Origin of the sequence: Pseudomonas sp. MIS38, from assembly GCF_019891575.1 — a bacterium.
Lineage (GTDB): Bacteria > Pseudomonadota > Gammaproteobacteria > Pseudomonadales > Pseudomonadaceae > Aquipseudomonas > Aquipseudomonas putida_A.
The window spans coordinates 138844-151717 of record NZ_JAFLXF010000004.1 but is presented as its reverse complement, the minus strand read 5'-3'; the positions used below and the strand labels follow the sequence as shown (position 1 = coordinate 151717).

Genomic DNA, 12874 nt, shown 5'->3' with positions numbered 1-12874 from the left:
CGCGAAGGCGGTGGTTCAGTCGATAAATTAGCTGACTGAATTGACGCTTTCGCGAGCAAGCCCGCTCCCACATTGGTTTTCTGTCTCGACCCGATCTGGCGGTCAGCTCGAAGCCTTCGCCTTACCCGCACTCATCAGCACGACCACCGCCAGCAGCGCGGACAAAATCGAACCCAGCAACACACCCACCTTCACCGAGTCGACCAGATGCGGCGCGCCCGGGAACGCCAGCGCGCCGATGAACAGACTCATGGTGAAGCCGATCCCGCAGAGCAGGGCGACGCCGTACAGTTGCAGCCAGTTCGCGCCTTGCGGCAGTTGCGCCAGGCCGCTGCGAATCGCCAGGGCGCCGAGGCCGAGGATTCCGATCTGCTTGCCGAACAACAGCCCGAGCGCCACGCCCAGCGGCACCGGCTCAAGCAGGTTGCTCGGAGAAATGCCGGCCAATGACACGCCAGCGTTGGCGAAGCCGAAAATCGGCACCACGGCGAACGCCACCCACGGATGCATTTTTTCTTCGAGGTAGAGCAGCGGCGAGTTGTGCTCGTCTTCGGGATTTCCCAGCGGAATGCACAGGGCCAGAATCACCCCGGCGAGGGTCGCGTGGATCCCCGATTGCAGCATGAAGAACCACAGGAAGGCGCCGGCGATCAGGTATGGCCAAAGCTTTCTGACACCGCAGCGGTTGAGGATTACCAGCAGTGCAATCACCGCCAACGAGGCCAGCAGCATGCTCACCGACAGGCCGCTGGTGTAGAAAATCGCGATGATCACCACTGCGCCCAGGTCATCGAGGATGGCCAGCGCCGAGAGGAAGATTTTCAACGAGACGGGCACTCGTTTGCCCAGCAGCGACAGCACGCCCAAGGCGAAAGCAATGTCGGTGGCGGCGGGGATCGCCCAACCGCTCAGGGTCTGCGGATTGCCCCAGTTGATCGCGACGTAGATCAGGGCCGGGACCAGCATCCCGCCCAGCGCGGCGAAGCCCGGCAGCGCGCGCTGACCCCAGGTCGACAACTGACCGGCGAGCATTTCGCGCTTGATCTCCAGGCCCACCAGCATGAAGAAGATCGCCATCAGGCCATCATTCACCCAATGCTCGATCGACAGACCGGCGATCTTGATGTGCAAGGTCGAGAAATACGTGGCCGCCCAAGGCGAGTTGGCGACCAGCAGCGCGGCCAGGGCAGCGGCCATCAGAATCAGGCCACCGGCGGACTCGGCGGCGAAAAATCGCGAGAGAAAGGCCAGGGCAGAAGGCGACTCCTGACGGGCAGCCTGCAGGCGTGACGGATCGTGGCTCATAGGCACAGCAACTCCGCGCGGCGGCCCGACCTGCGCTGAATTAAACCTGCCCTGCCGCGTTGTTGCGGTGGCACCCGGGCGGCATTTTACACAATAGGCGGGACGGCTGCGAAAAACTCGACGACGTGGGTCGCTGCCCGGCAATTTCTCGATACGTGGAAATTGGCTTCCTGATGTGTGCTTAGCTGTGCGTCGTCCGTTTCAGCCTCTGCTCTATAAAAATGAAAACAACCCTCGTCACCTTATTCGCTTTGTTATCAGTCATTCAGACCTCCCTGTCCGTTGCGGAAAATGCCAACGGCAAAAATCTTTATGTCCAGCGCTGTGCTGTGTGCCACGGCGCCGATATCAAGGCAACCGGGCCATTGGCCAATAAAAGCAATCCGCCAACGCCTGACCTGACAACAGCCACCTTCAAGAAACGCCTTAAGGATTATCCGGGCGTCATCGTGTCCTCGATCATCCTTCGTCCCAATGGAAACCTGATTCCAAAAACCTTGCAGGACAACGGCGTGAAGATCGCGCCGCACGCCTGGAGCGTTCAGGATTTTCGCGATCTGCATCAATACATGAGTGAGGTGATTGCAAAAGCACGATGACCTGGAGATGAACGGCGGATCGGGTCTCCAAGGAATGAATTGCCGGCCTTAATAGGAAGCATTACTATTCACGACTCTTTCCCCAGCACGCTGTCATGAACCCCATGCTGCCCCGCAGACCCGGCTTTTTCGAGCATTACGAAGAGTTGATCGGCACCTGGACTCGGCGTCTGCGCAACCGCGCGCAGGCCGAGGATCTGGCGCACGACACCTTTGTGCGGGTGCTCGAATCCGATTCGGCAGCGGTGCAGCAGCCACGGGCGTATCTGCACCAGACCGCACGCAACATCGCGGTCGACGGTTATCGGCGTGAGGATCGACGGGAAGCCATGGAGTCGCAGGCGATCGATCACAGTGTGTCGTCAACCGGCGACCCGGAGCATTACATGCAGGCGATCCAGTTGGCCGACTCCATCGAACGGGCGCTGCAGGAGCTGCCGCTCAACTGCCGGAAGATTTTCGTCTGGCAGAAGATCGAAGGGCTGACCCAGGCGGAAATCGCCGAACGCCTGGGGCTGTCGAGGAACATGGTCGAAAAGTATATGATCCGCACCCTGCGCCACTTGCGCGATCGCCTCGACGGCATGCAGTCATGAGCGGCCACCGCGTTTCATCCCCAGCCCGACAGGACATTCCATGATGGATACCCGTGATTGCGCGTGCGGGCAAACAACGGTGCGCGATGAGGCGGCACGCTGGTTTGTGCGTTTGCAGGAACCGCTGATCAGTGCCGACGAACAGCAGCGCTTCGACGCCTGGCTGAACCAGCATCCGCAACACCGTGACGAATTCCAGTTGCTGCAAGGCCTGTGGACGGCGGCGGATCTGCTGCCGGCGCCACGCCTCAAGGCCCTCGTCGAAACCCCGCCGGCCCGTCGCGAACGTCGCCCGCTGCTGCGCTATGCCGTGGCCGCCAGTGTGCTGGCGGTGGCGCTCGGCCTCGGTCTGTTCAGCGGTCTGAATCACCCCGACGGCTACAGCGCCGAGTTCGCGACGGCGCTGGGTGAGCGCAAGCATGTGGCGCTGCCGGACGGATCGGTGATCGACCTGAACAGCCGCAGCCGTCTGCAGGTGCGTTATGAGAAGGACCGGCGGTTGATCGAATTGAGTGAAGGCGAGGCGCTGTTCAGCGTTCAGCACGACACGGCGCGGCCGTTCGTGGTCGAGGCCGGCAGCGGCAAGGTCACGGTCACCGGCACGCGTTTCGATGTGCGCCGCGATGTCATGCAAACCCGGGTCGCGGTGGAGCAGGGCACGGTCAAGGTGCAGGGGCGCAATGCGCCGGACAACGAGTTCATCAACTTGACGGCAGGTCTCGGTACCCACGTCGATGCCGAGGGTCGCGTCGCCGCCGCATATGCGGTCAACCCCGCCGAACTGACGGCGTGGCGCAGCGGCAAACTGGTGTTCAACAACGCCAGCCTCGGCGAAGTGGCAGCGGAAGTTTCGCGTTATCGCGACAAGCCGCTGACGGTCAGCAACCCGGCCGTGGCCAGTCTGCGCCTGACCAGCGTGTTCAAATCCGACAACACCGACGCCTTGCTCAAGGCCCTGCCAAACATCCTGCCGGTGGCCGTTCGCACCCTGGCCGATGGCAGTCAGGAAATAATTTCAAAATAACATTCAGGTTTTTTTCGAGTTCATCGTCTTCCTGTTCAACTGCAACTGGTTTGCATTAACAGACGCACACTCTTGCGCTCCACAGGACTACGTTCGACGTGAAAAACACCTCAACCAACAACAAAAAATCCCCTTGGTTACCGTTGGCGCTGACGCTGGCGGTCAATGCTGCGATGCCGCTGGCCTATGCCGCCGAGGCCATTCACATCCGCGCCCAGCCGCTGGGTCAGGCCCTGAGCGAACTGGGCCAGCAAACTTCGCTGCAAGTGTTTTTCAGCCCGGATCTGGTCGCCGGCAAACAGGCGCCGGCGGTTGACGGCAATCTTTCCCCCGAGCAGGCGCTGCGCCAATTGCTTCAGGGCAGCGGCCTCGACTATCAGATAAACGAAGGCTCGGTGACTCTGGCGCCAGTCGCGACCGCCGCCAGCAACAGCCCGCTGGAACTGGGCGTGACCGACATCAAAGTGGTCGGCGACTGGCTCGGCGACGCCGATGCCGCCGTGGTGCAGAACCACCCGGGCGCACGCACGGTGATCCGCCGCGAAGCCATGGTCGAGCAGGGCGCGATGAACGTCAGTGATGTGCTCAAACGTGTGCCGGGCGTACAGGTGCAGGACTCCAACGGCACCGGCGGCAGCGACATCGCGCTGAACGTCGGCGTGCGTGGCCTGACTTCGCGCCTGTCGCCACGCTCCACCGTGCTGATCGACGGTGTGCCGGCAGCGTTCGCACCGTACGGCCAGCCGCAACTGTCGATGGCGCCGATCTCCTCGGGCAACCTCGACAGCATCGACGTGGTACGCGGTGCCGGTTCCGTGCGTTACGGCCCGCAGAACGTCGGCGGGGTGATCAACTTCGTCACCCGCGCCATCCCGGAAAAGGCCACCGGGGAAATCGGCACCACCCTGGAAACCACCCGTTACGGCGGCTGGAAGCACATCGACACGGCGTTTCTCGGCGGCACCGCCGACAACGGCATGGGCGTGGCGCTGTTGTATTCCGGGGTCAATGGCAACGGTTACCGCGAGCGCAACAACGGTAACGACATCGACGACGTGCTGCTCAAGACCCATTGGGCGCCGACCGATCAGGACGACTTCAGCCTCAACTTCCATTACTACGACGCCAGCGCCGACATGCCCGGCGGCCTGACGCAGAAGCAGTACGACGACAAACCGTATGATTCGGTGCGCGATTACGACAACTTCAGCGGTCGGCGCAAAGACGTGTCGTTCAAGTGGATTCGGCAGATCGACGAGCGCACTCAGGCAGAAATCCTCACCTACTACACCGACAGCTTTCGCGGCAGCACCATCGCCGCCCGCGATCAGAAAACCCTCAGCTCGTACCCGCGTTCCTATTACACCCTCGGTGTCGAGCCGCGGGTGTCGCGGGTGTTTGACGTCGGCCCGACCACCCAGGAAGTCAGCGTTGGTTATCGCTACCTGAAAGAGGCGATGCACGAGCAGTCGAGCCGTCTGGCGCTGGTCAACAATCAGCCGGTGGTCACGCCGACGTCCGACGGCCATGTGTTCCAGGACCGCACCGGCGGCACCGAGGCCAACTCGGTGTATGTCGACAACAAGATCGACGTCGGCAACTGGACCATCACCCCGGGCATTCGCTTCGAACACATCAGCACTGACTGGCATGACCGCGCCGTGCTCGACACTGCAGGCAAACGCGTGCCGGAGAAAAACCGCAGCATCGAAAGCAACGAACCGCTGCCAGCGCTGAGCGTGATGTATCACCTGTCGGACGCGTGGAAACTGTTCGCCAACTACGAAACCTCGTTCGGCAGCCTGCAGTATTTCCAGCTCGGCCAGGGCGGCTCGGGTGACCAGACCGCCAACGGCCTGGAGCCGGAAAAGGCCAAGACCTACGAAATCGGCACGCGCTACAACGATGACGTGTGGGGCGGGGAAGTGACGCTGTTCTACATCGACTTCGATGACGAACTGCAATACATCAGCAACGATGTCGGCTGGACCAACCTCGGCGCGACCAAGCACCAGGGTATCGAAGCATCGGTGCATTACGACATGGCGGCGCTTGATCCGCGTCTCGACGGTCTGACCGCCAACGCCGGTTTCACCTACACCCGAGCGACTTACGAAGGCGAGATTCCGGGCTTCAAGGGCCGTGATCTGCCGTTCTATTCGCGGCAGGTGGCGACCGTGGGCTTGCGCTACGACGTCAATCGCTGGACCTACAACATCGACGGTTTTGCCCAGTCGAAACAGCGCTCGCCGGGCACCGGGGTCAACGCCGATGGCAGCTTCAACGGCAACTACATCACCGAAGGCACGGCCGACGGGCAGTACGGCGACATCCCGGGTTACGTGACCTGGAACGTGCGCGGCGGGTACGACTTCGGGCCGCAGGTGTCGAACCTGAAGCTCGGCGCCGGGGTGAAAAACATCTTCGACAAGCAGTATTTCACCCGTTCCAGCGACAACAATTCGGGGATGTATGTGGGCGCACCGCGCACGTTCTTTGTGCAGGCCAGCGTCGGATTCTAGCGCTGGGAGGCGCTGAACCGGTTTCACACGGCTCAGCTACATCAGGCCTGAGCTATTGAGGAATCAGAATGTCGATGGTCGGTCCGGGATTCCCCGCCAGGTCTGCGCCTTTGAGGCAGACGTTTTGCCGGCCATTGGCGACGGAAACATGGAACACACCTGTGGAGGGTGATACATGTTGAAATCCCTGCCCATCATTGCAATTGATGCTTCCGGGCTGGCCATACTTGTATTGAAATCCGGAGGGATCCAGATCCGGTACAACCGGAAATACTCTGATGTCGTATTCGTCGCCACCCACAAATTCGACATGATAGGCAGGCTCCAGCGGTGCGGGCGCCTCCATCAACCAGCGCCAATAGACGCTAGGGGTTCTTCCGGCCCACTGCCCGGGTGCGTCCGTAGGTCGCTGTTGGCCAATCAGGCAGAGAAAGTACAGGCCTGAGCCGTCTTTGAGTTCATGACTCAATTGATTATCAGCGTCCGGTTCAGCCGTTTGCACTGGGCTGTAGCCATCAAGGTTCTGACATTCGTCCAGACTGCGCGTAAAGCGATAGCGGTAGTAAGGCGCGGTTGTGGTGAAAGTTTGCAGCCATCGCCAAGGCACGACTTGTCCATGTTCGTCGCGCTCGACCTTAATGTAACCGCTGTTTTTCGGCGAACCAGGAAACGACCAGTTCTCTCCAAGCGGGCAACCGCCCAGACGTGGATTGAAATGCCCCTTGGCGAAACAGGCGCCCAGTCCATCGGTTGTGGAGGCGTAGTTGGTATCGCTGCGTTTATCGACCTGTCCCCTCGAGACTTCGCAGGGCGCGCCTTTGTTGCAGCGATCGCGCTCACTCCCGCGAGTGGTGGTGCCCAGCACACCCACAACTTCATTGGTGTAACGCGCAAGCAATGGCGAGCCTGAAAGCCCACTGACAACATCGAGGCAACGGTTGCTTGGTTGTCCGACCCAACGCCATGGGCCTTCAATGATCGCTGCCGAGTGTTCCTGCTTGCAGGCCATGCGCTGAATGAAACCGCTCATGGGCGCGCCGGTGATCAGAATATTGTCTTCGGCGACCAGCGGGGTCTGCGCCAATTTCAACGGCTGGATACCGTCTCTGATCAACTGTTCGAGAGGCTGTTGAAGTTCAACGATAGAGAGGTCTTGACCGCGTAGCGTGCTCCAGACAATGCGACTGACGCTGTAGGAATGGCTTTGCGGTTGCGTGTCAAAAAAATAATTGAACGTCACCCGACCCTTTGCCGGTTGATTGACGATGATCTCGTTATTAGCTATCTCCGGGTGTGTGCAGTGTCCGGAGGTCAGTACGTAGGCGGGTTGCGACACTGTATCGGGTTCTCGTGTGTCAATGAGCGTGCCGGAGCAGGTCATGCCGCCTTCAACTTCAACACGGCCAATGGCTTGCCAATGCGCATAGTTCCCGCTGGCATTGGCCAGCCGCTCAGCAGGCGCAAAATTGGCAGTGCCTTCGCCCCAGTCGTATCGATTAACGGAAGCGCATCCCTGGAGAATAGTGATTAGCGCAATAACTGATCCTGTTCCAATGTTCATGCCGGATTTCCTTTCCTCCTGAGCTGGAAATCAACCCTATGATTGGGGGCAGGGCTTGTCTACTGTCAAACCTGACAGGTACCGCGCCAATGTTCAGACTTTCAAGGTCTTGCCGCCGATGGCCACCGCCACCAACAACACCGCCATCAAGCCAAACGCAAAACTCAAACTGCTGGCATGCGCGACAAAACCGATCACCGCCGGCCCCGCCAGAATCCCTGCGTAACCCAGCGTGGTGATTGCCGGCACCGCAATGCTTTCCGGCATCACCGTCTGCTTGCCCACCGCCGTATACAGCACCGGCACGATGTTCGAACAGCCGGCGCCGACCAGCGCATACCCCAGCAGCGCGGCTTCCCAGCTCGGGGCGAAGGTCGCCAGAAACAGGCCTGCCGCTGCCAGCAGCCCGCCAAACAGAATGATCCGCGTAGCCCCGACACTGCGCACGATCCGGTCACCCAGCAGGCGTCCCACCGTCATGGTCAGGGCAAATGCGGCGTAACCCAAGCCCGCATACGCCGTGTCGATCCCGCGTTCCTGTGCGAGGAACACCGCGCTCCAGTCCAGCGCCGCGCCTTCGGTGAGGAACACGATGAAACACATCCCGCCGATGAACAGCACGATACCGTGGGGAATGGCGAATGCCGGGCCCGAGCTTTCACTGCCGTACGGCAGCATGTGCGGCACCGCTTTGACCAGCGCGCCGATCAACACCGCCACCACCACCAGCATCGCCGCCAGTGGCGTCAGGCCGAGGCCGAGGAGGGCGCTGACACCGGCCGCGCCGACGATCCCGCCGAGGCTGAACAGGCCATGAAAGCCGGACATCATGTGCTTGCCGCTGGCGCGTTCGACGATCACCGCTTGCAGGTTGACGGTCGAATCCACCGTGCCCAAACCGGCGCCGAACATGAACAGCGTGGCGATCAGCGCCGGTATCGACGACACCGTCGCCAACAACGGCAGCGCCGCGCAAATCAGCAGGGTGCCGCCGGTGGCGACTTTGCGACAGCCAAAGCGTGTGGCGAGAATCCCCGCCAGTGGCATCGCCAGAATCGAGCCGACCCCCAGGCACAGCAGCAGAAGGCCCAACGTACCCTCATCGAGCCCGGCGCGGGCCTTGGCGTACGGCACCAGCGGTGCCCACGCGGCAATGCCCAGGCCGGCGATGAAAAAAGCGATGCGCGTCGACACCTGTTGCAGGCGTCCGGGGACGAAGGTGTCTTGGGGGTTGAGGCTGGTCATATCGATCCTTGGCAAAAAACGTCGCGTCCCCGAATGACAGTGATAGCGCGTCGAGGTTCGATCGCAAGTCTCGGGGAAGTGCAGTCGACATCCTAACCTGTAGGGATGAGTCTGCTCGCGATAGTGCTGTGTCAGCTAAAGAATATAGTGACTGACACACTGCCTTCGCGAGCAAGCCCGCTCCCACATTAAATGGCGGGCGCTCACAAATTTGCTGTCATGCGCAGATCACTGTGGGAGCGGGCTTGCTCGCGAAGGCGGTGGCTCAGGCAATGACCAGGGTGCGTGACACTGCGCTATCGCGAGCAGGCTCACTCCTACAGGGGATCGCGGTTTACAGTGATGGCTTCGACAAGGTGAGTGAGGCCGGTGATGACGCAGTTCTACGATGCGCGGGGCAATATTTACGGGGTGATTTCGCCCCAGGCACTTCGTGAGGCGGGGATCGATTTGCCGGTCGGTGCCGCGCAGTGTGCTGTGTCGAGACAGGCATGGAGTCAGGCCGCCATTGCGCTGTGCTGCGACTGGCCGGAGGGCCAGCGTCCGGCGGGGAGCAAATCGCACCGCAGCGATGGTCTGTTGATCGGCCCGTTTCAGTCGGCAGCGCCGTTCGACGTGCTGATCGTCAATACCGACGGCACCTTGGCCGAGCGCAGCGGCAATGGCCTGACGATTTTTTCCCAGTCGTTGCTGGAGCAGGGGCTGATGCCGGCGGAAGGGGCGTCGCTGCGAGTGCATCACGACAAGGGCGACGCCGTGGAAACTTCGGTGAAACCAGCTGCAGTCGAAGGCGTTCACGGCTTCTGGCTGAACCTCGGTCAACCGGGCTTCGGGCCTTCAGCGGTGACCGCCCGGAATGTTGAAAACCGCGAATTCAATGGTCATGAAGTGAGCCATGTAAAACCATTGGCGCAGCTCGATCCCGCGTGGCAGCACAGCCAGTTCGTGCGCATCGGCAATCCGCATTGCGTGACGTTGTTGAGCGACGTCGCCGATCTGCCGAGCAACTCACAAATGCGCGAATCGCCCTGGGCTGAAGGCCTGACCCGAATCGCCTACGCAATGCCGACCGGCGCCGGCCAGCCATGCCCGGCGGGCATCAATCTGCAATGGGCCGCGCTTGCGTCAGCGCAGCGCATCGTCGCCCGAGTATTCGAGCGTGGCGAAGGGCCGACAGCGTCCTCCGGCACCAGCGCCAGTGCGGTGGCGTGTGCCGCATGGGCGGTGGGTTGGGTGGCGAGCGGCGAAGTGCACGTCGTCATGCCGGGCGGGACGGCGCCGGTGTTGCTCGAAGAAGAGCAGGGCGAATTGGTGCGGGTCAGGCTGTTTGGTACGGCTCGATTGATCGACTGAAGCGGCAATCGCCTCCGCTGGCAAGCCAGCTCCCACAGAGTTATATGGTGAACACAAATCACGCGTTCACTGCTGGATACTGTGGGAGCTGGCTTGCCAGCGATGAGGCCATCAGCCTGACAAAAGTTTCAGATTTGTCCGCCGCTGAACGCCACCACCGGCATCTGCCGCTGCATCAGCACCTTGCCGCCACGAATCGAATACAGCGGCAGGCCCTGGCTGCGGATCACTTCGTAGTCGCTGTCCGCCGACAGAATCAGCAGGTTCGCCGGGCGCCCCTCTACCAGGCCATAACGCTCGCCCAGGTGCATGGCCTTGGCACTGTTGTCGGTGACCAGATCCAACGCGTTCTGCAGGTTGCGGTAACCGAGCATGTGGCAGATGTGCAACCCGGCTTCCAGCACCCGCAGGATGTTGCCGTTGCCTAGCGGATACCAAGGATCGACGATCGAATCCTGGCCAAAACACACGTTCATCCCGGCCTCAAGCAGTTCATTCACGCGGGTCACGCCACGGCGTTTCGGGAAATTGTCGAAACGTCCCTGCAGGTGAATGCTTTCGGTCGGGCACGAGACGAAACTGATCCCGGAATGCCCGAGCAGGCGGAACAGTTTGGCGCAGTAAGCGTTGTCGTAAGAGCCCATTGCCGTGGTGTGGCTGGCCGTGACCCGCGCACCCATGTCGCGGCTGCGCGCCTCTTCGGCGAGCACCTCAAGAAAGCGCGAGTGCGGGTCGTCGGTCTCGTCGCAATGCACATCGACCAGGCACCCGGTGCGCTCGGCCAGATCCATCAGAAACTTCACTGAACTGACGCCCTGATCACGGGTGTACTCGAAATGCGGAATGCCGCCGACCACGTCGGCGCCCATGCGAATCGCTTCTTCCATCAGCTCGCGACCGTTGCGGTACGACTCGATGCCTTCCTGGGGGAACGCGACGATTTGCAGATCGATCAGGTGCCGGGATTCTTCGCGGACTTCGAGCATCGCCTTGAGCGCGGTGAGTTGCGGATCGGTGACGTCGACGTGGGTGCGCACGTGCTGGATGCCGTGTGCGGCCAGGGCCTGGATGGTCTTTTTCGCGCGGGTCTTGGTGTCTTCTTCGGTGATGGTGACTTTGCGCTCACCCCAGCACTCGATGCCCTCGAACAGCGTGCCGCTCATGTTCCAGCGCGGCTCGCCAGCGGTCAGCGTGGCGTCGAGGTGGATGTGCGGCTCGACGAAGGGCGGCACCACCAGATTGCCGCCGGCGTCGAGGTCGCCGGGGTTGAGGGTCGGGGCTTCGGTCTGGCGGCCGATGCTGCGGATCAGGCCGTCTTCCAGGTGCAATTCGTGCAAACCGTCCTGGTTGCGCAGTCGGGCGTTGATGATGTGCATCAGGCGAATCCTTCTTATAGGTCTGGTAGTGGCGCACTGGCGCGACGGGCGCCGAGCAGGCTGGTGACGATGACATACGTTAGCGCGGCGGCGGCAATCCCTACCAGCGGCGCGACCCAGGGCGAGTGGAACGCAGTGAGCGTGCCGACCGCGTAAGCCCCCAGCCCCGGCCAGTTGAACGCCGGCAGCCGTGCGTCGGCCAGACGTGGATAGCGCCCGCGCCAGCGGAAGAAAAAGTCGGCCATGATCACCCCGCCAATCGGCGGAATCACCGTACCGAGCAGAATCAGGTACGGCACCAGCATGTCGTACATGCCCAGCAGGGCGAGCAGGGTGCCGATCACCGCGCCGGCCAGGGTCACGGTTTTGCGCCGCCCGGTGCGCAGCAGGTTGCAGCCGGCGACGGCGAAGTTGTAAATAGTGTTGTCCTGGGTACTCCAGATATTCAGTAGCAGCATGGCCATTGCGGCCATGGCGAAACCTTGCAGCAGCAACACTTCAACCACGTCGGGCTGCTGATAGACGATCGCGCCGTAGGCACCGATCAGCACCATCAAGCCATTGCCGATGAAAAATCCGATCAGGCTCGCCAGCACGGCAACCCGTGCCGAGCGCGAGAAGCGTGTCCAGTTGGTCGCCTGGGTCGCGCCGCTGACGAAGGTGCCGAACACCAGCGTGATCGCGGTCGACCAGTCCAGCGAACTCGTCGGCACCACGCTGAGCAAACCTTCGAGGCCACCGACTTTTACCGTCGCGACCCACATCGACAGCATCAGCAGCAACATCATCGCCGGCACCGCGATGTACGACAGGATCTCCAGGCCGCGATAACCGATATACGCCGTGGCGCAGAACACCAGGCCGAACAGCACCATCAAGCCGAGCACTGTGCCTTGCCCCAGATCGAAGTATTTGCCGAGCACCACGGCGGCGGTCGCAGTGCCCCAGGCGTACCAGCCGATCTGGGTGAAACCGAGGATCAGGTCGCTGAGCTTGCTGCCGACTTCGCCAAAACAGAACCGCCCCATCAGTACCGAATTAAGCCCGCTCTTGAAGGCGATATAACCGAGGCCTGCCGCATACAGACCGAGCAGCAGGTTACCGACGATGATCACCGCCAGCATCTCGCCAAAACTGAACGCCACACCGAGCTTGCCGCCGGCGAACATGGTTGCGGTGAAGAAGGTGAAACCGAGCAGCACCATGGCGGTCGAGGCCAGGCCTTTTCGCGCATGCATCGGGACTTCGCTGAGGGGGTAGTCGTTGCCGGGGTCGTTCTGCGTCATGGGGCGT

At 61.6% G+C, this 12874-nt stretch carries 10 protein-coding genes; 5 read left to right on the top strand and 5 right to left on the bottom strand.

Features of this window, described 5'->3' with window-relative positions; genetic code table 11:
- Window positions 1-102: 102 nt before the first annotated feature.
- On the bottom strand, window positions 103-1305 hold the full coding sequence (gene nhaA / locus J1G18_RS07660; RefSeq protein WP_223007371.1) for a Na+/H+ antiporter NhaA: 1203 nt from the start codon (window positions 1303-1305) through the stop codon (window positions 103-105).
- Window positions 1306-1526: 221 nt separating this feature from the next.
- On the opposite strand from nhaA, the gene J1G18_RS07655 reads away from it, so the two are divergent.
- The 4 genes from J1G18_RS07655 to J1G18_RS07640 all read left to right on the top strand — a co-directional run bounded on the left by J1G18_RS07655 (window position 1527) and on the right by J1G18_RS07640 (window position 6046).
- Window positions 1527-1904, top strand: a complete 378-nt coding sequence (locus J1G18_RS07655; protein ID WP_098968023.1) for a c-type cytochrome — start codon at window positions 1527-1529, stop codon at window positions 1902-1904.
- A gap of 95 nt (window positions 1905-1999) precedes the next feature.
- Window positions 2000-2500, top strand: coding sequence for a sigma-70 family RNA polymerase sigma factor (locus J1G18_RS07650; protein ID WP_003223490.1), 501 nt, complete (start codon window positions 2000-2002; stop codon window positions 2498-2500).
- A gap of 40 nt (window positions 2501-2540) precedes the next feature.
- Window positions 2541-3524, top strand: coding sequence for a FecR family protein (locus tag J1G18_RS07645; RefSeq protein WP_210557530.1), 984 nt, complete (start codon window positions 2541-2543; stop codon window positions 3522-3524).
- Window positions 3525-3622: 98 nt separating this feature from the next.
- Entirely contained in the window at window positions 3623-6046 is a 2424-nt protein-coding gene (locus tag J1G18_RS07640) for a TonB-dependent siderophore receptor (RefSeq protein ID WP_223007370.1), read from the top strand.
- A gap of 52 nt (window positions 6047-6098) precedes the next feature.
- On the opposite strand, the gene J1G18_RS07635 is transcribed toward J1G18_RS07640, so the two are convergent.
- Both J1G18_RS07635 and J1G18_RS07630 read right to left on the bottom strand, forming a co-directional pair.
- Window positions 6099-7607, bottom strand: coding sequence for a trypsin-like serine peptidase (locus J1G18_RS07635; RefSeq protein WP_223007369.1), 1509 nt, complete (start codon window positions 7605-7607; stop codon window positions 6099-6101).
- A gap of 93 nt (window positions 7608-7700) precedes the next feature.
- Window positions 7701-8852, bottom strand: coding sequence for an MFS transporter (locus tag J1G18_RS07630; RefSeq protein WP_223007368.1), 1152 nt, complete (start codon window positions 8850-8852; stop codon window positions 7701-7703).
- A 372-nt stretch (window positions 8853-9224) separates the two neighbouring features.
- Here J1G18_RS07630 and J1G18_RS07625 point away from each other — a divergent pair, with 372 nt between their 5' ends.
- Window positions 9225-10205 (top strand): diaminopimelate epimerase, encoded by a 981-nt coding sequence (locus tag J1G18_RS07625; RefSeq protein WP_223007367.1) that lies wholly within the window; start codon window positions 9225-9227, stop codon window positions 10203-10205.
- A 128-nt stretch (window positions 10206-10333) separates the two neighbouring features.
- On the opposite strand, the gene codA is transcribed toward J1G18_RS07625, so the two are convergent.
- Complete coding sequence (gene codA, locus J1G18_RS07620; RefSeq protein ID WP_134785910.1) at window positions 10334-11581, bottom strand: cytosine deaminase; 1248 nt, start codon at window positions 11579-11581, stop codon at window positions 10334-10336.
- 14 nt (window positions 11582-11595) lie between these two features.
- Entirely contained in the window at window positions 11596-12867 is a 1272-nt protein-coding gene (codB, locus tag J1G18_RS07615) for a cytosine permease (protein WP_223007366.1), read from the bottom strand.
- Between the last annotated feature and the right edge of the window lie 7 nt (window positions 12868-12874).